19 protein-coding genes are annotated in these 19,833 nt (G+C 71.5%); 10 read left to right on the forward strand and 9 right to left on the reverse strand.

From position 1 onward, the window contains the following. Positions 1-34 precede the first annotated feature (34 nt). Positions 35-691: a response regulator transcription factor gene (locus tag FKR81_RS28075; RefSeq protein ID WP_146356183.1), complete on the forward strand. Its 657-nt coding sequence runs from the start codon at positions 35-37 to the stop codon at positions 689-691. Here FKR81_RS28075 and FKR81_RS28080 read toward each other — a convergent pair. Beyond that, on the reverse strand, positions 688-2,370 hold the full coding sequence (locus FKR81_RS28080; RefSeq protein WP_146356185.1) for a GAF domain-containing sensor histidine kinase: 1,683 nt from the start codon (positions 2,368-2,370) through the stop codon (positions 688-690). The two genes, FKR81_RS28075 and FKR81_RS28080, sit on opposite strands and share 4 nt — an antisense overlap. Positions 2,371-2,488: 118 nt before the next feature. Here FKR81_RS28080 and FKR81_RS28085 point away from each other — a divergent pair, with 118 nt between their 5' ends. The 3 genes from FKR81_RS28085 to FKR81_RS28095 are packed head-to-tail and all read left to right on the forward strand — an operon-like array spanning position 2,489 to position 5,236. Next, a complete protein-coding gene (locus tag FKR81_RS28085; RefSeq protein WP_146356187.1) occupies positions 2,489-3,490 on the forward strand; it encodes an Acg family FMN-binding oxidoreductase in 1,002 nt (333 codons plus the stop codon). A 46-nt stretch (positions 3,491-3,536) separates the two neighbouring features. Then, positions 3,537-4,352 carry a transglutaminase-like domain-containing protein gene (locus FKR81_RS28090; protein ID WP_146356188.1) on the forward strand — a complete coding sequence of 272 codons (816 nt, stop codon included), beginning with the start codon at positions 3,537-3,539 and terminating at the stop codon, positions 4,350-4,352. Further along, positions 4,349-5,236, forward strand: coding sequence for a transglutaminase family protein (locus tag FKR81_RS28095; protein WP_222598425.1), 888 nt, complete (start codon positions 4,349-4,351; stop codon positions 5,234-5,236). The genes FKR81_RS28090 and FKR81_RS28095 overlap by 4 nt, the downstream gene beginning before the upstream one ends. An 8-nt stretch (positions 5,237-5,244) precedes the next feature. Here the strand turns inward: FKR81_RS28095 and FKR81_RS28100 are convergent, their stop codons facing one another. Next, complete coding sequence (locus tag FKR81_RS28100) at positions 5,245-6,444, reverse strand: serine hydrolase domain-containing protein (RefSeq protein WP_146356190.1); 1,200 nt, start codon at positions 6,442-6,444, stop codon at positions 5,245-5,247. 7 nt (positions 6,445-6,451) lie between these two features. Beyond that, the gene (locus FKR81_RS28105; RefSeq protein ID WP_146356192.1) at positions 6,452-7,348 is read right to left on the reverse strand and encodes an alpha/beta hydrolase; all 897 of its coding nucleotides are present in this window, start codon (positions 7,346-7,348) and stop codon (positions 6,452-6,454) included. Positions 7,349-7,442: 94 nt separating this feature from the next. Between FKR81_RS28105 and FKR81_RS28110 the strand changes: the two genes are divergently transcribed. Next, on the forward strand, positions 7,443-8,474 hold the full coding sequence (locus FKR81_RS28110; RefSeq protein ID WP_146356194.1) for a helix-turn-helix domain-containing protein: 1,032 nt from the start codon (positions 7,443-7,445) through the stop codon (positions 8,472-8,474). Here FKR81_RS28110 and FKR81_RS28115 read toward each other — a convergent pair. Both FKR81_RS28115 and FKR81_RS28120 read right to left on the reverse strand, forming a co-directional pair. Continuing rightward, a complete protein-coding gene (locus tag FKR81_RS28115) occupies positions 8,464-9,744 on the reverse strand; it encodes an FAD-dependent oxidoreductase (RefSeq protein WP_146356196.1) in 1,281 nt (426 codons plus the stop codon). The two genes, FKR81_RS28110 and FKR81_RS28115, sit on opposite strands and share 11 nt — an antisense overlap. After that, positions 9,741-10,277, reverse strand: coding sequence for a PadR family transcriptional regulator (locus tag FKR81_RS28120; RefSeq protein WP_146356197.1), 537 nt, complete (start codon positions 10,275-10,277; stop codon positions 9,741-9,743). Before FKR81_RS28120 ends, FKR81_RS28115 begins: the two co-directional genes overlap by 4 nt. Before the next feature lie 108 nt (positions 10,278-10,385). Between FKR81_RS28120 and FKR81_RS28125 the strand changes: the two genes are divergently transcribed. After that, a complete protein-coding gene (locus FKR81_RS28125; RefSeq protein WP_146356199.1) occupies positions 10,386-10,730 on the forward strand; it encodes a type 2 periplasmic-binding domain-containing protein in 345 nt (114 codons plus the stop codon). Between the two features lie 4 nt (positions 10,731-10,734). On the opposite strand, the gene FKR81_RS28130 is transcribed toward FKR81_RS28125, so the two are convergent. Then, entirely contained in the window at positions 10,735-13,101 is a 2,367-nt protein-coding gene (locus FKR81_RS28130; protein WP_146356201.1) for a VIT domain-containing protein, read from the reverse strand. Further along, positions 13,098-13,670, reverse strand: a complete 573-nt coding sequence (locus FKR81_RS28135; RefSeq protein WP_146356203.1) for a MerR family transcriptional regulator — start codon at positions 13,668-13,670, stop codon at positions 13,098-13,100. The genes FKR81_RS28130 and FKR81_RS28135 overlap by 4 nt, the downstream gene beginning before the upstream one ends. Before the next feature lie 23 nt (positions 13,671-13,693). Here FKR81_RS28135 and FKR81_RS28140 point away from each other — a divergent pair, with 23 nt between their 5' ends. After that, positions 13,694-13,882, forward strand: coding sequence for a hypothetical protein (locus tag FKR81_RS28140; RefSeq protein WP_146356205.1), 189 nt, complete (start codon positions 13,694-13,696; stop codon positions 13,880-13,882). A 1-nt stretch (position 13,883) separates the two neighbouring features. On the opposite strand, the gene FKR81_RS28145 is transcribed toward FKR81_RS28140, so the two are convergent. After that, positions 13,884-15,389, reverse strand: a complete 1,506-nt coding sequence (locus FKR81_RS28145; RefSeq protein WP_146356207.1) for a carotenoid oxygenase family protein — start codon at positions 15,387-15,389, stop codon at positions 13,884-13,886. Positions 15,390-15,394: 5 nt separating this feature from the next. After that, positions 15,395-16,597, reverse strand: a complete 1,203-nt coding sequence (locus FKR81_RS28150) for an acetyl-CoA acetyltransferase (protein WP_222598427.1) — start codon at positions 16,595-16,597, stop codon at positions 15,395-15,397. A 47-nt stretch (positions 16,598-16,644) separates the two neighbouring features. On the opposite strand from FKR81_RS28150, the gene FKR81_RS28155 reads away from it, so the two are divergent. The 3 genes from FKR81_RS28155 to FKR81_RS28165 are packed head-to-tail and all read left to right on the forward strand — an operon-like array spanning position 16,645 to position 19,828. After that, the gene (locus FKR81_RS28155) at positions 16,645-17,805 is read left to right on the forward strand and encodes an acetyl-CoA C-acyltransferase (protein ID WP_146356209.1); all 1,161 of its coding nucleotides are present in this window, start codon (positions 16,645-16,647) and stop codon (positions 17,803-17,805) included. A gap of 8 nt (positions 17,806-17,813) precedes the next feature. Continuing rightward, the gene (locus FKR81_RS28160) at positions 17,814-18,761 is read left to right on the forward strand and encodes a winged helix-turn-helix transcriptional regulator (protein WP_146356211.1); all 948 of its coding nucleotides are present in this window, start codon (positions 17,814-17,816) and stop codon (positions 18,759-18,761) included. Between the two features lie 23 nt (positions 18,762-18,784). After that, positions 18,785-19,828 carry a DUF2855 family protein gene (locus FKR81_RS28165; RefSeq protein ID WP_146356213.1) on the forward strand — a complete coding sequence of 348 codons (1,044 nt, stop codon included), beginning with the start codon at positions 18,785-18,787 and terminating at the stop codon, positions 19,826-19,828. The last annotated feature ends 5 nt before the right edge of the window (positions 19,829-19,833 follow it).

A 19,833-nucleotide genomic window follows, 5' to 3' on the forward strand; every position in this document is an offset into this window, starting at 1 on the left:
ATCAGTGGAACCGACTCGATGAGAGGTGGTCGTGGTGGTCGCGCGCGTCTTCCTGGTCGACGACCACGAAGTGGTCCGGCTGGGGATCAGAGAGCTGCTCAGCGCAGCGGACGACCTCGAGGTCGTCGGCGAGGCGTCCTCGGTGACCGAGGCGCTCGCGAGGGTTCCGGCGACGGCGCCGGACGTGGCGGTGCTGGACGTGCGGCTGCCGGACGGCAACGGCATCGAGCTGTGCCGCGAGCTGCGGTCGCAGCTGCCCGACCTCAAGTGCCTCATGCTGACCTCGTTCACCGACGACGAGGCGCTGTTCGACGCGATCATGGCCGGCGCGTCCGGCTTCGTGCTCAAACGCATCCTCGGTACCGATCTCACCAACGCGGTGCGCACCGTCGCATCCGGACAGTCCCTGCTGGACGCCCGCTCCACCTCGGCGCTGCTCAACCGCATCCGCAAGGAACGCGAGACCGGCGACCCGGTGCGGATGCTGACCGACCAGGAACGCACGGTGCTCGACCTGGTCGGCGACGGACTGACCAACCGTCAGATCGCCGAGAAGATGTTCCTCGCCGAGAAGACCGTCAAGAACTACGTCTCGCACCTGCTCGCCAAACTGGGCCTCGAACGGCGCACCCAGGCGGCCGTGCTCGCCTCCCACCTGCGCCGGCCGCGAGAACCGCGCGAGGACGGCTAGTCCAGGGGGATCTGCCAGGTCACGCGGGTGCCACCACCCGGTTCCCCGGCCACCGTGAGCGAGCCGCCGAACTCCGCGGCGCGCTGTTCCAGGTTCCGCAGTCCGCTCCGCGCGACCTGCGGCGGCATGCCGACCCCGTTGTCCACGGATGTGATCGTCAGCGAGTCGCCTGCCTCGACGGTGATCGTCAGCTCGGTCGCGTGCGCGTGCCGCATCGCGTTGCTCATCGTCTCGCGCACCACCGCCTCGGCGTGTTCGCCGATGTGGTCGGGCACCAGGTTGTCGATCGTGCCGGTCATCCGCACGGCCGGTGACAGCGCCGAGCCCTCGCTGAGCTCGGCGATGATGTCGACCAGTCGTCTGCGGAGTCCGGCGTAGTCGTCGGCCGCCTGCAGGTCGAAGATGGACGTGCGGATCTCCAGGACGGTCTGATCCAGCTGCGTGACGGCCTTCTGCACCCGCTGACGCACCTGCGGGTGGGTCACCCACGTCAACGCGCCCTGCAGGCTCATCCCGGTCGCGAACAGCCGCTGGATCACGTGGTCGTGCAGGTCACGCGCGATGCGGTCGCGATCCTCCAGCACGTCCACCAGCCGCCGGGCCCGCTGGTTCTCGGCGAACTCGAGCGCCACCACCGCCTGATCAGCCAGCGAGGCCAGCAACGGCAGCAGGTCAGGGCCGAACGGCACGCCGTCCTTCTCCCGCGCGGTGAGCAGGACGCCAGTGACGGCGGAACCGGCGCGCAGCGGCACGACCAGACCCGCGCCCGGTTCGACGGCGACGTCCCCGAGGTGTTCGTTCAGGTCCTCCACCAGCGCCGGGGCACCTGACGCCAGCACCTCCCCGAGTACCGTCCCCTCGCTGACGAGCTCGTTGACGACGGCGTTGTCCCCCGCCTGCGCCGCGGGTCGCAGCGTCCGCTCCGGTGAGTCGTCGGCGAGCAGGATCACCGACCACGACGCGGCGGCCAGCTCCACCGAGCGCTGGGCGATCAACCGCAACGCGTCCTCGGCCGATGCTCCGCCGAGGAGCTGTGAGTTGATCTCGGCCGTCGCTTCGAGCCACCGTTCCCGCATCTTGGACCGCTCGAACAGCCTGGCGTTCTCGATCGCGACGCCCGCGGCCGCGGCGAGTGCCTCCAGCACGACCTCGTCGTCCGGGGTGAAGTCGCCGGACCCCTTCTTCTCGGTCATGTAGAGGTTGCCGAACACCTCGTCGCGGACCCGCACCGGCACACCGAGGAAGCTGTGCATCGGCGGGTGGTTCGCGGGGAAGCCGACCGACGCCGCGTGCTCCGCGAGGTTCTGCAGCCGGATCGCGCGCGGATCCTTGATCAGCAACCCCAGCAGCCCTTTGCCCTCCGGAAGGTGCCCCATGCGGGAGCGGGTCTCGGCGTCTATCCCGACGTAGACGAACTGGGACAGGTTGTCCCGCGGTCCGAGCACGCCGAGAGCGCCGTAGCGGGCGTCCACGAGGTTCACCGCCGCCTGGACGATGCGCTGGAGGGTGGAGTCCAGCTCCAGGCCGGCCCCGACGGCGAGGACCGCGTCCAGCAGGCCCTGCATCTTGTCCCTGGTCGACCCGATCTCCGTCAGCCGTTCACGCATCTCGTCGAGCAGCTCGTCCAGCCGCAGGCCTCCGAGGGGGCTGCGCACGGGGTCTTCGGGGCGACCAGCCATGGATCAAGCTTCGCACGTCCCAGGCATCTCGGGACCTTCGACTGTGGGACCGGTTCACCAGGGGACGGAGAGTGAAGCCAGCACGATCTACCAGGCGCAACACGATGAGGTGACGGAGATGGTCGAGATGACCGCGACCCTGGGGCTCAGGCCCGACCAGGTGGAGGCGGCGCTCACCGCCGCAGCGCTGGCCCCCTCGGTGCACAACAGCCAGCCGTGGCGGTTCCGGCTGCTGCCGGAGTTGATCGAGCTGCACGGGGACATGGACCGCCAGCTCACCGCCACCGACCCCGACGCACGCGAGCTCCGGCTGTCCTGCGGCGCCGCGCTCTTCAACCTCAAACTGGCGCTGCAGAGCTTCGGCATCCGTCCTCTGGTCACCCTCTTGCCCGGCCACGACGCGCCGGGCGCGCTCGCGACGATTCGCCGGGGCGGCACCGTGAAACCCGACGAGGAGATGCTGGCCCTGCTCAAGGCGGTGCCCGTGCGGCGGACGAACCGCCGCCGGTTCCACGACGCGAAGATCGACGCGCCCCACCGCCAGGCACTCGTCCGCGCGGCGGAGCTCGAACGATCCTGGCTCCACGTCGTGTCCGCGCGCGACGAACGGGCCCGCCTGAAGAGCTTCGTCCAGCGAGCCGACCAGATGCAGCGCGCCGACGCCGGCGTGCAGGCCGAGCTCGCCGCGTTCACCGGTGTCCGGCCGGACGCCCTGGACGGGGTTCCGCCGGTTTCGGCAGGCCCCCGGCCCGCGCCGCAGGACGAGTGGACCTTCCGCGACTTCCTGCCCGGCGAGTCCGTGGAACGCATACCCGGCAAGGACTACGAGTCCGACCCGCTCGTCGTCGTCCTGTGCTCCTTCTACGACGGGGCACTCGCCGAACTGCAGGCCGGACAGGCGATGCAGCGGGTGCTCCTGAACGCGACCGTCCAGGGACTGTCCGCGTCGTTCCTGTCGCAGCCCGTCGAGGTTCGCCAGGTGCGGGAGGAACTGCGCCGCGCGCTCGGCGGCACCCTCGTTCCCCAGACCATCCTGCGGATCGGCTTCAGCACGCCGGTGCTGGCCACGCCGCGCCGTCCGGTCGGTGAACTGCTGCTGGAACCGACCGCCACGCGCTGACCTGCACCGTTACCCCGATTTCATCGCGGCAGGGCACCATCACCTGATGGGAGACCGACGGGTGCGCATCGGATGCGAGTTCATCTACGACGCCGCCATCAGGACGCCGACGGTGTTCCAGGTGCAGGCCAACGACGCGCCGCGGGTCACGGTCGTGAGCGAGCAGCGGTCGATACGGCCGGAGGTCGGCCTGCGCGGCTACCGCGACCTCTACGACAACCCGTGCCTGCGGGTGGTGCTGCCCGCGGGCACGTCCACCTTCCGGTACCAGGCCGAGGTGCTGGTGCCGGACGCGACCGAGGACGCGGACACCGACGCCCCGGAGATCACCCCGGAATCGCTGCCCGACGAGGTGCTGCTCTACACGCTGCCCAGCCGCTACTGCCTGCCGGACGTGCTCGCCGACGAGTCGTGGGCACGGTTCGGGGCCGTCCCGCCCGGCTACCGGCGGGTGCAGAAGATCATCGACCACGTCCACGAGCACCTGCGCTTCAGCTACGGCAGCAGCAGCGCGCAGTCGACCGCGGTGGACGTCAACACCTCCGGGTACGGCGTGTGCCGCGACTTCGCGCACCTGGCGATCTCGTTCTGCCGCGCCCTGAACATCCCGGCGCGCTACGTCTTCGGGTACCTTCCCGACCTCGACGTCCAGCCCGCGGCGGAGCCGATGGACTTCGCCGCGTGGATGGAGGTCTGGCTCGGTGACCGGTGGTGGACCTTCGACCCGCGCAACAACGTGCGCCGCAAGGGGCGGGTCGTGGTCGGCCGGGGCCGCGACGCGTCCGATGTCGCCATGGCGACCACGTTCGGTGGTCCCAGGCTCGAGTCGATGGTGGTCCACGCCGAGGAGGTCCTGCCGTGACGATCAACGCAGAGGTGCTGGCGCAGCCGTTGCTGGATCACCGCGCGCTCGACCTGAACGCGGCCGAGCGCGTCACGTACGTGCTGGAGCAGGAGTTCCACTACGGCTACGACGAGCCGATCGGCGCGCTGCGGCACCGGCTGGTGGTGGTCCCTCGCGAGCGGCACGGCGACCAGCACCGGCGCGCGCACCGGGTCGCTGCGTCAGGCGCGCAGGTGCGGCGCCGGTCGCGGCGTGACGCGCACGGCAACGTCGTCGTCCAGATGCGCGCGGACCGGGTGGAGGAGGGCGTGCGGTTCAGCGTCGCCGCCCTGCTGGAACGCGTCCGCGCGGACGGTCCGACCGTCCTCGCCGCCACCGCGCTGCGGGATCCCCGGCTGTTGCGCCCGACCCGGCTCACCGCTCCGGACGACCGGCTGCGCGACCTGGCCGCCGACCTCCTGCGCGCCGGCGGAACCCCGCTGGAGCTGGCCGAGCGAATCTGCCACGTCGTGCACGAAGCGGTGCGCTACGAGCACGACGTCACGTCCGTCGAGACGACCGCCGCGGAGGCGCTCGCCGGTGGGCGCGGGGTCTGCCAGGACTCGGCGCACGTGATGATCGCGTTGTGCCGCCTGGCCGGGGTGCCCGCGCGGTACGTGTCCGGTCACCTGCTCGGCGAAGGCGGCACGCACGGCTGGGTCGAGGTGGTCGTCGCCAGTGGCGACGCGGCGGTGGCGGTGCCGTTCGACCCGTGCAACGACCGGCGGGCGGGCGCGCAGTACATCACCGTGGCGACCGGTCGCGACTACGCCGACGTGCCACCTACGTCCGGCAGCTACCTCGGCACACCGAACAGCACGCTGACGACCAGCCGCCGGGTCGGTGTGCTCGAGGCCGCCTGAGCGCGAAGTCACCCGCACATCGCCTTCAGGGAGAAGGCCGGCAGCGCGTCGTCGATGGGGTGGGGCTGCGGCTGCCCCGACGAGTCCGCCTTGTTCCACCTCGCCAGGTTCATGGCGACGGACATCTGCCGCTCGCCGTCGGCGCGCGTCCAGGACATCGTCAGCGCGCCCCAGACCGTGCCGTCGTTGCCCCAGAAGGTGCCGCAGCCGGGGATCGTGACCCGGTGCAGGCCGAGGCCGTAGTCGATCTGCTCCCCCACCTGACTGATGACCGGGACCGTGCGCTGCATCTGCGCCAGCGACGACGGCGTGATGATCCTGCCGGCGAGCAACTCGCCGTAGAAGCGGTTGAGGTCGTCGACGGTCGACACCAGCGCGGCCGCGGGCCCCACCCAGGACATGTCGTAGACGCTGTAGTCGCGCGCCGGTTCGATCAGGCCGAAGAACGCCTCGTACATCCGCGAGTGCGGCCCGGTGACGCGCGGCCCGGCCGGAAACCCGGTGTGCCGCAGCCCAGCGCGCTCGATCACGTTGCGGGTGATGTACTTCTCGGCCGTCGTGCCGGTCACCCGCTCCAGCAGTTGGCCGAGCAGCAGGTAGTTGGTGTTCGAGTACACCCCTGGGGTGCCTCCCGGCTCGCCGACGGCCGGCGCGGTGACGCCCATCCTGATCAGCTCGGCCGGGCGGAACCGCCGGAACCTGTTGTCGTCCAGGCTCTTCGGCGACACGTCCGGCAGCGAAGGCCACGCCTTGAGCGACGGGAACGCGTACGGGAGGTACTCGGCGAGGCCGCTGGTGTGGTTGAGGAGCATCCGGACCGTGATCCGCCGTCCGCGCTCTCCAGGCACCAGGTGCGGCAGGTAGCCGCCGATCGGCGCGTCGAGCTGGATCCGGCCCTGCTCGACCTGTTGCAGCACCGCCGCGGCGGTGAAGGTCTTGGTGATGCTGCCGATGCGCTGCCGCATGTCGGACCGGACGGGACGGCCAGTGCTGACGTCGGCGACACCGGAAGCGCCGCGCCACACCCGGCCGGCCTCGCGCACCTCGGCGTACACCCCTGGCATCCCCGCGCGGTGGACACCGTCCAATGCGGACTTCAGCTCGGTGCTGCCGGTCAGCGCCGGTGCGGGATCCGCCGCCGCCGTGGCGGCACTGACGCTCAGCACGGCGACGCTCGCCAACGCTGCCAGCCTGCGTGCTCCGGACATCGCCGCCTCACCCGGCCAGTGCCCGGCGCAGCGCCGCGCCGAGCTCGGCGTTCTGCCGCTGGGACACCTCGGCGGACAGGATCGCCTGCGAGCCGTGGAAGGTGCCGGGCCACTGGTGCAGCTCGACGGACACACCCGCCTGCATCAGACGCAGCGCGTAGGTGATGTCCTCGTCGCGGTTCGGGCAGAACTCCGCGGTGGCGACGTAGGCGGGCGGCAGGCCGGTGAGATCGGCGGCCCGCGCCGGGGCCGCGTACGGCGAGGCGGGCGCCGAGCCCAGGTAGTGCCCCCACGCGGAGGCGAGCTTGTCGCGCGTCAGCCAAGGAGTGTCCGTGAAGTTCCGCGCCGACCACGTCTCCTGCCGGTCGTCGAGCCCCGGCTGGTTGAGCAGCTGGAAGCAGATCCGCGGCCCGTGCTCGTCACGCGCCCGCAACGCCACCGCCGCCGCGATCCCGGCGCCCGCGCTGTGGCCGCCGACGGCGATCCGCGCCGGGTCGACGCCGAACTCGGCCGCGTGCTCAGCCGTCCAGGTCAGCACCGCGTGGACGTCGTCCAGCGCGGCAGGGAACGGGTTCTCGGGAGCGAGGCGGTAGCCGACCGAGATCACCACCGCACCCGAGCTCTCCGCCAACCTGGCGGCCCACGGGTGCTCGGTGTCCACGTCGCCCATGACCCAACCGCCGCCGTGCAGCCAGATGATGGCGCCCTGCGCCAGCTGCGGGCGGTAGATCCGCACCGGCACGTCCGGATCGGCGGGCACCGCGAGGTCCTCGACCTCCATGCCCGCGATGTCGGGTACCGGTATCGAGGCGGCCAGCTCGGCGAGGTTCTTGCGCGCGATGACCGGGTCGGTCAGGTCGGACTTGGGGAACAGCGGGAGGAATGCTTCGAGTTCGGGATCCATGTCGACCATCCTCTCGGCCGCCACCCTCGAGATCGCCCGCCAGCTGTCGGGCATTCCGCCCTGATCGCGCGCCGATCGTCGCTACCCTCGCGCCATGGAGGCTCTGGCCCAACGGCTGTCGCAGCTGGACACGCACGTCGAGGGCGCGCTCCGCGTCGTGATGTTCTACGACACGCTGATGCGCCGACGGGTGGATCTTCCGGCGCTGGCAAGGGCATCGGCGGGCCTGGCCGAGTGCGTGGCCGGGATCCGGCTCCACGGCACGGGCCGCACGGTCCGCATGTCTCCGGACGGCAAGGAAGCCGCCGCGCCACTACCCGCCTCCGCCACGTTGCCGATCACGCTCGACGCGGAGGAGATCGGCACGGTGTGGCTGGAACGCCCCGGCGAGCCCGGCCCGCTCGACGACGTGCTGCTGGACCGCTTCGCGATCGCGTCCGCGGCGGTCGTCGAGCGGTACGGCCCCGCCCGCACCACGATGGCCGATCCCGCGCTCGTCGAACTGGTGATCAGCTCCGGCACCGACGAGGCGGCACGGGACCGGGCTCTGCGCCTGCTGGGTTTCGCCGCCGACCTGCCGGTCCGCGTCGTCGCCGTGCGGTCCGAGCTCCCGCTCGACCAGGTCGGTGGCCTGATCTGCCCGGCCCGCCCGGTGAAGGCGGCATCGGTCGCCGACGTGGGCGTCATCCTCGCCACCACCGCGGACCCGGCCCGGTTCCCGGCGGGCGTGCGGGCGGGCATCGGCGCCGCCGACCGCCCCGACCGCTCCTGGCGGGAAGCCCGCACCGCGCTGCGCTTCACCACGTCGCGCCAGCCGGTCGTCCACTACGAGAGCCTGGGCTCGCTGGCCCTGCTCGCCCAGGTGCCCCAGAACTCCGTGCGGGACAACGCAGACGTGGCCGCGATCGCCCGTGTGGCGGGCAACCCGGAGGACCTGGAGACGCTGGACGCCTACTGCACCACCGGATCCCAGCGCCGGGCCGCCGACCTGCTCCACCTGCACCACAGCAGCGTCGCGCGCAGGCTCGACCAGCTCGGCAGGTCACTGGGCATCGAGCTCACCGAACCCACTGGACTGGTGCGGGCCCGGCTCGCACTCATCGCGTGGCGGCTGCTCAACGACTGACCGTCTCCAGCCCCGCGGTGTCGTCGGTCCACGTGCTGCCGAAGCTCGAGCGCTTCATCGACGGCACGGCGGAGCACGTCCGCAGCCACGCCCGCATGCCCCGCTTCGCCAGCGCGTTGGGCGAGGTGAACCGGTACGCGGACGACCGCGACGTCTTCACGGCGTCGAACCCGTAGGCGAGCATGCGGCGTTCGTACTCGTGCAGCGCGGCCAGCAGTTCGGCCTCACCGCGGTGGACCGCGACGAGCTGGTGCGCGAGCAGCGCGGCGTCGCGCAGAGCGGTGTTGGCGCCCAGTCCCATCACCGGCGTCATGTTGTGGATCGCGTCGCCGAGCAGCGTCACCCGCGAGGTCGGCCACGGTTCGACCGGCGTCGACGTCTTGAACCTCATCGAGTAGACGCTGGCCGGGTCGGCGTCCGCGATCATGCGGCGCAGGTCCGGGTGCCAACGGCTGGTGAGCGCGTCCATGTCACCGGCTCGGGCGCAGAACGCCCACAGCACGTAGTCCTCGATGTCGTCGAGCAGCGCGTCGGGCGTGAGGCCGTAGCCGGCCAGGTCCAGTCCCGCGCCCAGCGCGTCGGCGGTCCGGCGCCTGCCGTCGAACACCGCGCTGAACAGGAAGCCCTCGCCACGCGGCAGCACGATGTTCAGGCCGTGCTGGATCCGAGCGGGCAGCCACGCACGGGTCTCGTCGTCGAGCCGAACGCGGCCCGCGACACCCACCACGTCGGTGTCGACGCGGCGTGCGCCGGGCAGGAACTGGCCGCGTACCGCGGAGTTCGCGCCGTCGGCACCGATCAGGACGTCGCCGGTCGCGCTGGTGCCGTCAGCGAAGAACGCCGTGACGGTGCCGTCGTCGCCGAGCTCGTACCGTTCGAACGTTCGTCCGAAGTGGACCTTCAGACCCGCGAGCAGCAACCTGCGCAACGCGATCCGGCTCACCGCGTAGTTCCCGTCGGCAGGGTCGTCCGACCCGCCGGTCATCAGCTCCTCCTCGACGAACAACAGCTCGTCGAGCTGCTCGGTCTGGAAGGCGAACCCGAGTCCGGGGCGGCCCGAGGTGGCGACGAACGCCTCCCACAACGGCCGCGGCAGGCAGCGGTGCAGCGCGCGGCTGCCGTGCCGGTTGACGTGGATCCGATAGCCCTGCAACCAGTCGGCGGACTCGGCGTCGCGCTCGAACACCTCCACGGGCACACCGGCCCCGGTCAGCGCCTGCGCGAGCGCCAGCCCACCGACTCCCCCACCTATCACCAGAACTCTCGTCATCCCTGTGCTCCCAGCTCTTCGAGCAGCCGGTCGTGCCAGGCGAGCTCGGCGGCCAGCCGCATGAGTGTGTGGTCGAACGCGATCCGCTCCAGGCCGACCAGGTACGGATCGGCGCCCTCGCGGATGTGCTGCCACGAGTCGAGCTCGGCAGCGATCGCGGCGCGCCTGCCCTGCACGAGAGCGCGCACCTCGTCGCGGGGCATGTCGTCGGTGTAGGCCAGCGCCAGGTCCACCGGGTCCGGCCGCAGCCTGGTGTCGCGCAGCATCGCGTGCCGCAGCGCGGACATCTCCACCCGGCCGCCGTCGGTGATCGCGTAGACGGTGCGCTGCGGCAGGTTCCCCTCGCGCTCGGTCCGCACCGCCTCGATCACGCCGTCGGCGGCCATCCGGTGCAGCGCCCCGTAGAGCGAACCCGGCTTCACGTCCGCCCACAGCTCGGTGCGGTCCTCCTGCGCGGCCCGCCGGATCTGGTGGCCGTGCATGGGTCCGCGCCTCGCCAGCGCGCCGAGGATGAACAACCGGGTAGCACTCACCAGGGTAGTCAAACACGAGTACTCGCGTTTGACTACCTCTCGGTGGTCAATTCTCGCCAACGTGGACAAACGGCTAACGCTGGGCCGACCCGGTGCGATGCACGCCACATGACGCTCGCCGAGAAAGCACCACTGGACGTCTCGCGCACGGAACAACACGTGCGAGAGGCACTCGAGCGGTGGCTTGAGCAGCGGCACGTGCACCTGTCGGTCGCCGGGTTCACCGCGGACGTGCAGCCGCGCGCGGTGTTCAGCGAGGTCCTGCGCAGGTCGTTGCAGCTCAGGCAGGGCAACCCGCTGGACGAGGTGGCCATCGGGCTGCCGGACGTGCCCCGCTGCCGCAGCCTGGTCGCCGGCTCCGAGACCACGCTGCGTTCGCTGCGCATCGACGCCTACTTCGTCCGGCCGGACGGTTGTGTGGAGCCCTCCCCGCACAACCACCCGGCGGACTGACCGGTCAGCGCCAGAACGACGAGCCGCGGTCCGGCGCGACGACCTGCCCGGCGGAGGCGAACTCGCGCAGCGCCTTCACCGCCCGCGACCACAGCTGGTCGGTGTCCCCGCCCGCGACGAGCTCCGCCACCAGGCGGTGCAGCGGCTCGTACCCTGCACCTGTCCGCGCGGCGATGAGAGTGCCGAGCCTGCTGGCCAGGTCGGCGAGCAGCTCGAGACGCTCGTGGGCGGGCAGCCCCGCGGCCAGCTCGAGGCGCTGCGCCTCCATCGCCGCGATCTCCCGCAGTTCGGCCAGGTCGTCCGGCACGATCCCGAAGTCGGACACGAGCCCGGAGTCGGCCATGCGCTCGAGTGACGGCGCGGCGACCTTCTTCGACTCAGCCCGGCCGCGGAACCGGCCACCGGGACGAGCTCCGGCTGCCTGGACGGCGCGCGGCGCGGGCGGCGGTGGCGGCATGGGAGCTCCGCCCGTGGGGGTGGGCGCCGCACCGTAGCCACCGGCGAACTGCGGCGCGAACTGCGGCATCGCGAGGTCCCAGCCGGCGGGCAGTTCCACCGGCTGCGTCACCCGGTGCACCGTGCCGTCGGACACGACTCGCTCGTCGATCGCGACGAACGCCGTGAACCGGCACAACACGCCGAACCTCAACGACATCTGGACGATCGCCGGCTCCACTGCCCTGTTGCCGGTGACGAACTCGTCCTCCAGGTGACGCAGTGCGGCACGCGCCCACTGCGTGGTGATCGCGCGCTCGGCACGCCGCTGGACGGCCACCGCCGCCTGCCACTCCGCGCCCTCACGGGTGCGACCGCGCACCGTCACGGACTCCGGCGCCGCACCGCGGTACCGGCCGAACGCGACGAGGGGCACGCCGGGGTAGATGGCCGAGGGCAGCCGGGGGACGTCTGACTCCAGCGACACCGCGACGTCGGTGATCACCGGCGCGCCGATCCGGCGCTGGATGTGCTCCATCGCTTCGTCCAGGCGGTCCTCGCTCTCGACGAGCTCGCACCGGCCCGCTCCCCTGGCGACGAGCCTGCCGAGGAAGCCCGCGTTGACGGCCGTGTCGATGCCGACGGCGTGCACCCTCGTCCGGTTGATCATCGGCGCGATGTCGCGCAGGATCTGGTCCTCGTTGCCGACCTGCCCGTCCGTCACGAGCACCAGGACGGGGTCGCGCCCGTCGGCGGCGTCGGCGAGCAGACCCAGCCCTTCGTGCAGCGGCGTGAACAGCTCGGTGCCGCCGCGTGCCTGCACCCCGGCCAGGTGCTCGACGGCGCGGAAGCGGTGGCGGTCGGTGCCCGCGGACAGTCCGGTGCCCAATGTGGACGGCCGTTCGACGCGGTCGTCAAAGGTGATCACGGCGAAGCTGTCGTCCGCGGTCAGCGTGTCGACGATGCGGGCGGCCGCACGCCTGGCGGCGACCATCTTCCAGCCGCCCATGCTGCCGGAGCGGTCGAGCAGCAGGACCACGTCCCGCGGCCGGACCGGCGCCGTCGCGTCCGGCGGCAGGACGGTCAGCTGGTAGGTGCCCTCACCGGAGTCGTCCGCGTCGGGCACGCACACGACCGCGGAGCTGTTCCCCGCGTACGCCAGGCGCAGCACGAAGTCGCGGTCGGCGCGCTCGCCGGGCACGACGGTGATCGCGTTGCCCTCACCGGTCACGGTGTGCAGGCTCGACCGCACCTCACCGAGCTCGAGGCCGGCCGGGTCGATCTCCACTCCGATGGAGAGCCGCAACGGGTTGGGGAAGCCGGGCAGCAGCACCGGCGGGCTGATCCGCGAGGCGTCCGGGACCACGTCGGTGTCCTGGGCGTGGCCGTCACCCACCGACGGCGACGGCAACGGCGTGCCGGGGATGTACCGCGGCGCCACCACGAGCGGGAACCGGAACGTGGCCGCACCGTCCTCGTACACCAGCGGCCCGACCAGGTTCAGCACGACGGTCACGCGTTCGCCCGCCGGGATGTTCCCCACCCGCATCGTGAAGACGTCGGGCCGTTCCTCCTCGACGATGGACGCCCGTCTGCCCGCCGCGATCGCCTCGTCGTAGGACTGGCGAGCGGCGCCGCGTTCCTGCAGCTCGGCCTCGACGGTGCGGCCGTCGGCGATCATCTTCATGCCGGTGACGGCGGCGCGGTCGGGCAGCGGGAACACGTACGTCGCCTCTAACGCCGTGTCGTAGGTGTTCACGAAGTCGGTCGTCAGCACGACGTGGCCGACCAGGCCGGTGATCGTCGCGCGCACGTCGATGCGGTCCAGCGGCAGGTTGCCGCGTTCGGTGCGCAGCGCGCCGACGCCCGCGTCCGCGGTCGTCCGGCCGATCCGGTCCAGCTCGGCGGACTTCATCCGGGCGACGGAGTAGGTCATGACGGATCCCTTTCATCGGTGAGCAGACCACGGGCGCTGAGCAGGTCGAGCAACGGCTGGGCGGCGGCCGCGATGTCCGCGCAGTCCGCCGCGGACGGGGCGCCCGGCACGAGAAGGACGGCACCTCCGGCGAGTGCGACACCGGTCAACGCGACCGCCTTCGGCGCCTCGGCCTGGGGCGCGGGCACCGGTGCGGCGGGTTCGGCCCAGAACCGGGGACGGACGGCTTGCTCCAGTTGCGGTTCTTCGGTTTCGAGCAGTTCATCGGGCAGCCGGGCGATGCCGGCCAGGGTCGTGTCGGTGGCGCCCGCGAGCTCGGCCTGGATCTCCGCGAGCGTCCTGCCCTCCGCCTGCCGCCTCTTCACGGCCACGAGCTGGAGCAGGTGCCGCTGCCCGTAGAGCGCGGTCCGGCCGCGCATCGCGGACGGCCGGTCGACCAGGCCGGTCGTCGCGTACCAGCGGACGGCCCGGCGGTCGGGCACGTCGCGCACCCGGCCGTTGGGCGCGCCCGAGTACTCCGCCGCGAGCGCGACGGACACGCGTTGCACCAGCTCGTCGATCGTCCACACACCACGATACTGACACTGCAATCGTGACAGTGTCAAGGTTCGAGATCCCGTACGGATCCGGGCGCCACGAGTGGAAGCTGAGCATGCGGCACCGTGGCGGCAGCCTTTCGGCCACCGCCACCGCGGACGGGAAACCGGTGACTCGGACCGGCGGTGCGGGCTCACCGGGGAGCACCAACACCGCCAACCTCACCGGCAGCTTCGAGGACTGATCTACAGGGCGAAGCCCGCCGTCGGGTCGTTCTCCCAGCCGGTGATGAGCGCACCCGGCGCCCAGGTGGAGTGCGTCCCGCTGCTGACCCGCTCGGGCAACCGGATCCGGGCGACCGGACCCGCGCTGACGTCCGCGGCGTCGAAGATCAGGCACTCGGACAGGTCGCGGTTCACGTCGGACGTGATGGTGACCAGGTAGCCGTCGTCCTCGGACTTCGACCCGATCCGGGGCGCCATCGCGGTCTCGCTGCCGAACACGCCGTCGCCGAACCGGTAGTGCTCCTCGGCGCCGGTCAGCGAGTCGTGCTTGACCAGGCCGTCGAACAGGAACCAGCCGACCGGGGAGGTCGCGGCGTAGCTGTAGCGGTGCGGCCTGCCAGCGTACTCCTGGTTGATCATGCCGAACTCGGTGGTCAGCTCGCTGAGGCGTTCTTCCTTGCACAGACCGGTCTTCATGTTCAGCCGCCAGCGGTGCAGCCGCGGCCGGAGCTGGTCGTTGTCGATGAAGCGGAACATGCGCTGATACAGCGTGCCGCCACCGGAGGGCGGCTGGGGGTTCGTCTGGAAGAACCCCTCGAGGACGATCTCGTCGCCCTGCTCGTAGGCGTTGGTCCAGTGCAGCACGTAGGTGGGATCGGCCTCGAACCACCGGATGTCCGCGGTCGTGCCGTGGCGCGGGATGACGGCCAGCCTGGTCGGGATGTCGGGCTGGAACTTCGCGATGTACTTGCCCTGCGCCAGCGCCTCGGGCATCCAGAACAGCGGAAGGTCGTTCAGGATCGCGTAGTTCTCGGTGAACGCCATGTCGTGCGGCAGCCGCGGTCCGGGCAACGGCACGTCGACGTAGGTGACCAGGTTGTCCTGTCCGTCGACCACGCCGTAGTGCATGTACGGCGCTTCGGTGCTGTAGTTGAAGAACATCAGCTCACCGGTGCGCTCGTCGTACTTCGGGTGAGCCGAAACCCCGGCGTTGCTGGGGAATCCGCCGTTCCACGTCGCCTTGCCGAGCGTCTCCAGCGTGGTCGGGCTGAGCCGGTAGAGGTCGCCGCACTGGTAGAAGCTGGTCAGCGCGACACCGTTGTGCAGCACCACGTCGGTGCTGGAGGCGTCCTTCATCCGGCCACGCGCACCCCAACCGGTCTGCGTCGGCGAGCGCCGGGGGTCCTCGGCGATGCCCGCCCACAGCGGGCCGCCTGCCTCCTGCTCGGCGACGAACCCGTCGGTGCGGACGAACCTGTTGCGGTAGAACGCCTTCCCGTCGCGGAAACCGACCGCGTGCACCATCCCGTCACCGTCGAACGGGTGGTAGATCTCCACCGCCGGGTGCACCGGGTTCTCGGTGTTGCGCAGGTAGACGCCCTCCAGGTCGGCCGGGATCTCACCGGTCACCTCGAGGTCTACGGCACCGCGCTCCACCTGCTGGGGCCGCCACGGACCGGTGCGGTACGGGTGGTCGTCGTCGGCCGGAAGGGTCGTGAGCGCGCGGCCCAGCACCTCGATGTCCATCCCTGCTATCCCTCCTGAGTCACGACGAACGCGGCGCACGTGGTCGTGCTGCCGCCGATGTTGAGCGTCACCGCGGTCTTCGCTCCCGCGACCTGGTACTCCCCTGCCGTTCCGGTGACCTGCTTGTACGCGTCGAGCACCATCCGCACACCGGTCGCGCCGACCGGGTGGCCGCCGCCGATCAGCCCGCCGCTGGGGTTGACCGGGATCCGCCCGCCGATCTCCAGGTCACCCGCCTCCACGGCCTTCCAGCTGTCGCCGGGCGCGGTGATGCCGAAGTGGTCGATGGCGGCGTACTCGCTCATCGAGAAGCAGTCGTGGGTCTCGATCAGGTCCACGTCACCGACGTCGGCGACGCTCGCCCTGGCGAACGCGTCGAGGATCGTCATGCGGACGTGCGGCAGCACGTACGGCTCGTCGGCCGACCGCGCCAGCTTCTGCGCGAGGGGCAGGCCGACGGTGCGGTGTCCCCAGCCGGCGATCACCGCACTCGGCCGGGCGGCCGGATGGCGGTCGCTCACCAGCACGACGCCTGCCGCACCGTCGGTCAGCGCGCTGCTGTCGGTGCGCCGGATCCGGCCCTCCACCACGGGGTTGGCGATGTCGTCGGCGGTGAAGCTCTCGGGCGTGTAGTTCCACCCGCGGGTCTGCGCGTTCGGGTTGCGCCGCGCGTTGCGCACGTTGAGCTCGGAGATCGCGTGCAGGTACCTGTCGTCCAGCCCGTACCGGCGGTCGTACTCGTCCGCCAGGAGGTCGAACATGTGCGGCCACATGAACTTCGCGGTCTCGCCCTCGTGACCGACCCACGCGGCGGCACCCATGTGCTGCGCTCCCAGTGCGGCGTCCACCGTCTTCTCGATCTCGGCTCCGAGCACCAGCGCGACGTCGTAGCGCCCCGCCTCGAGGTCCGCCATCGCACCCAGCACGGCCATCGAGCCCGACGCGCACGCCGCCTCGTGCCGCACGGCGGGCACTCCCCACAGGGCCGGTTCGACGGTGGCGGGCAAGCCTCCCAGGTGCCCCTGGCCGGTGAAGAGCTGGCCGAACGCGTTGCCGACGTGGATGACCCCGACCTCGGCGGGCGACACCGCCGCCCGGTCCAAGGTGTGCTGGACCGTCTCGGCGAACAGGTCGGCGAAGGTCAGCCCTTCGCGCACGGTGTTGCGGGCGAAGTCGGTCTGGTAGCCACCGATTACCGAGATTCTCACCCCACCATTACTACAACAAACAGAGTTAATACGCTACAACTAGCAGAGTGGAAGCCTACGTTCTCGACTACGTCCGCACCCCGCGCGGCAAGGGATCACCCAAGGGCTCGCTGCACCACGTCACCCCGCTGGACGCACTGGTGCTGCTGGAGAACGCGCTCGTCGCCCGCACCGGGCTCGACCCGGCGCACGTGGACGACGTGACGATCGGCGCCGCCACGCAGGTCGGCGAGCAGGGCGCCAACATCGCCCGCACGTCGGTGCTGCTGGCGGGCTGGGGGCACGTCCCAGGCGTCACGCTCAACCGGTTCTGCGCGTCCGGCGTCGACGCGGTCGCCCAGACCGCGGCCCGGATCCGGGGCGGCGACCTCGAGCTGGCCGTGGCGGGCGGCGTCGAGAGCGTCTCCCGCGTCCCGATGTTCGCCGACAACGGTCCACTGTGGACCAGTTCGGTGCACATGGGCATCGCTGCCGACCTCAACGCCACCATCGACGGCTTCGAGCGCGCGGAGCTCGACGCGTACGGCGTGGAGACGCACACCAAGGCCGCCGCCGCGTGGGACGCGGGGTTCTACGACGACAGCGTCGTCCCGGTCGGCGAGTTCGCCCGCGACGAGCTGATCCGGCCCACGACCGCGGAGAGCCTGGCCGCGCTGCCGCCCGCGTTCGCCGAGCTGGGCGCGTCCGGCCAGGACGCCGTCGCGCTGGCGGCGCACCCGGAGGTCGGCGAGATCCGGCACCTGCACACGGTGGGCACCTCCCCCGCGCTCGCCGACGCCGCGGCGTTGCTCCTGCTCGGGAACGCAGAGACGAGCGAGCGGCTCGGCCTGCCGGTGCGCGCGCGGGTGGTCGCCAGCGCCACCACAGGTGCCGATCCGGTGATCATGCTGACGGCGGGCCAGTCGGCCGTCGAGCGGGTCATCGCCAAGGCCGGGCTGCGACCGGCCGACATCGACGTCTTCGAGTTCGCCGAGGCGTTCAGCGCGCTGTGCCTGCGGTTCCGCCGCGACCTCGGCGCCGGGCCGGAGCGGATGAACCCCAACGGCGGCACCATGGCGATGGGGCACGCCTTCGGCGCCACCGGCGCGATACTGGTCGGCCAGTGCGTCGACGAACTGGAGCGGCGCGACGGGCGCTACGGCGTCGCGGCGGTCAGCGGCGCGGCGGGCCTGGGCGTTGCCGTTCTCGTCGAGCGCGTGCGGGCATAATCCCCGCGATGGATCCGAACCCCGGCCGCGTCACCCCGCTCGAGGCGGGCGGACCGAACGCGATCGCCGTCAGCAACGGCATCGTCGGTGACGAGTGGACGCTGTGGATCGTGCAGCAGGCGATGACCGAGGGCCTGACCCAGTTCGGCGAGTGGCTGGGCGCCGGTCCGATCTCCACCGCGGTGCTCACCGCGCGGCTGAACCGGCTGGTGCAGGCCGACGTCCTGCAGCACGGCCTGAACGACAAGGGGCGCAAGGACTACCGGCTCACCCGGCGCGGCAGGCAGATGTGGCCGATCCTGCTGTCGATGTGGGCGTGGGAGCAGCGCTGGGTGCCCGGCGAGAACCTGCCCGAGATGCGGCATTCCAAGTGCGGCGAGGTCTTCAGCCCGCTGCTGTGCTGCGAGGCGTGCGACGAGGTCACCGAGGCCAAGGACGTGCGGGGCAGGTTCGGGCCGAGCGGCGGCTGGGAACGCAGCATCCCCACCGGCGTGACCCGCCGCCGGGCGCACTCGGGCGCTCGTCCGACCGAGCTGGTCCCGCAGACCATGGCGCTCATCGGCAACCGCTGGTCGACGGCGCTGGTCGGCGCGGCGTTCCTCGGTGCCACCCGCTTCGGCGAGTTCGAGCAGCGCATGGGCGCTCCGCCCACGGTCGTCGCGGACCGGCTGCGGACGTTCTGCGACATCGGCGTCCTCGTCGCGACACCGAACCCGCAACGCCCCGTCTACCACCTCACCGAGAAGGGCCGGTCGTTCTTCCCGGTCGTGGCGACGGTGGTCGAGTGGGGGCATCGCTGGTTCCAGGCACCGGAAGGACCGGCGCTGCGCCTGACCCACACCGGCTGCGGACGCGCGTTCCACCCCCGGCTGCGGTGCGGCGAGTGCTCCGACCGGCTGCGCGGCACGTCCGTGCAGGTCGTGCGCGGTCACGACGAGCGGGCCTCCGCCGGTTGATCGAGTCGTGCGAGGATCGGCGCATGGCTGAGTCTTCGTGGACCTTGCAGGTGGGGCGCAAGAACCTGGACGACGTCGAGGTGGTGCGCGCCGAGACTCCGGAGTTGAACGCGGGCGAGGTGCTGCTGCGCGTCGACCTGGTAGGGGTCACGGCGAACAACGTGACGTACGGCGTGCTCGGCGAGGACTTCCGCTACTGGGACTTCTTCCCGGCGAACGAGGGCCGGGGCATCGTGCCGGTGTGGGGCTTCGCCGACGTCGTCTCCTCGACCGTCGACGAGCTCGCCGCCGGCAGCCGCGTCTACGGCTACCTGCCCATGGGCGGCCACCTGGTCGTCCGCCCCGAGCGGATCGACGCCGGAGGCTTCGTCGACGCGACTCCGCACCGGCGGGACCTGCCCGCGGCCTACAACCGCTACACGCTCTCGAAAACCGACGCCGGGCACGAGGAACTGGCCGTGCTGTACCGGCCGCTGTTCTACACGTCGTTCCTGCTGGCCGACCAGCTGGTGAGCGACGAGACGCTCGCCGCGGACGTCGTCGTCCTGTCCTCGGCGTCGAGCAAGACGGCGTACGGAACGGCGTTCCTGCTCAAGGACTCCGGTGTCCGGGTCGTCGGCCTCACGTCACCGCGCAACGTCGAGTTCACCGAGTCGCTCGGCTGCTACGACACCGTGGCCACGTACTCCGAGGCGCGGCTCGACCCCGTGCGCACCGCCTACCTGGACTTCGCAGGCGACGGCGACGTGCGAACCTCGTTGTACCGGCAACTCGGCGACGACCTGGTCAAGGACGTCGTCATCGGCCTGACGCACCAGGAGCGGTCAGCGGGCGGAGCCCGGAGCGAGGTCTTCTTCGCGCCCGCCCAGATGCGCAAGCGGATCGACGACTGGGGCCAGGACGGACTCGACCAGCGGTTCGGCGACGCGTGGCGGCGGTTCGCCGTGCGCGCCGAGGGCTGGGTCGACGTGGTGCGGCACCAAGGGCCGGACGAGCTCGCCCAGATGTGGCTGGACGTGCTGGCGGGCCGGGCGGAGCCGCGCAGCGGCCACGTCGTCACCTGCTGAGGCCA

The sequence above is a fragment of the Lentzea tibetensis genome (assembly GCF_007845675.1).
Lineage (GTDB): Bacteria > Actinomycetota > Actinomycetes > Mycobacteriales > Pseudonocardiaceae > Lentzea > Lentzea tibetensis.

Bases quoted from the DNA above. Each gene is read 5' to 3' on its own strand.
- FKR81_RS28080 (WP_146356185.1), bottom strand. From the start codon at position 2,370: ATGGCTGGTCGCCCCGAAGACCCCGTGCGCAGCCCCCTCGGAGGCCTG.
- FKR81_RS28085 (WP_146356187.1), top strand. From the start codon at position 2,489: ATGGTCGAGATGACCGCGACCCTGGGGCTCAGGCCCGACCAGGTGGAG.
- FKR81_RS28090 (WP_146356188.1), top strand. From the start codon at position 3,537: ATGGGAGACCGACGGGTGCGCATCGGATGCGAGTTCATCTACGACGCC.
- FKR81_RS28100 (WP_146356190.1), bottom strand. From the start codon at position 6,444: ATGTCCGGAGCACGCAGGCTGGCAGCGTTGGCGAGCGTCGCCGTGCTG.
- FKR81_RS28105 (WP_146356192.1), bottom strand. From the start codon at position 7,348: ATGGATCCCGAACTCGAAGCATTCCTCCCGCTGTTCCCCAAGTCCGAC.
- FKR81_RS28110 (WP_146356194.1), top strand. From the start codon at position 7,443: ATGGAGGCTCTGGCCCAACGGCTGTCGCAGCTGGACACGCACGTCGAG.
- FKR81_RS28115 (WP_146356196.1), bottom strand. From the start codon at position 9,744: ATGACGAGAGTTCTGGTGATAGGTGGGGGAGTCGGTGGGCTGGCGCTC.
- FKR81_RS28125 (WP_146356199.1), top strand. From the start codon at position 10,386: ATGACGCTCGCCGAGAAAGCACCACTGGACGTCTCGCGCACGGAACAA.
- FKR81_RS28130 (WP_146356201.1), bottom strand. From the start codon at position 13,101: ATGACCTACTCCGTCGCCCGGATGAAGTCCGCCGAGCTGGACCGGATC.
- FKR81_RS28145 (WP_146356207.1), bottom strand. From the start codon at position 15,389: ATGGACATCGAGGTGCTGGGCCGCGCGCTCACGACCCTTCCGGCCGAC.
- FKR81_RS28160 (WP_146356211.1), top strand. From the start codon at position 17,814: ATGGATCCGAACCCCGGCCGCGTCACCCCGCTCGAGGCGGGCGGACCG.
- FKR81_RS28165 (WP_146356213.1), top strand. From the start codon at position 18,785: ATGGCTGAGTCTTCGTGGACCTTGCAGGTGGGGCGCAAGAACCTGGAC.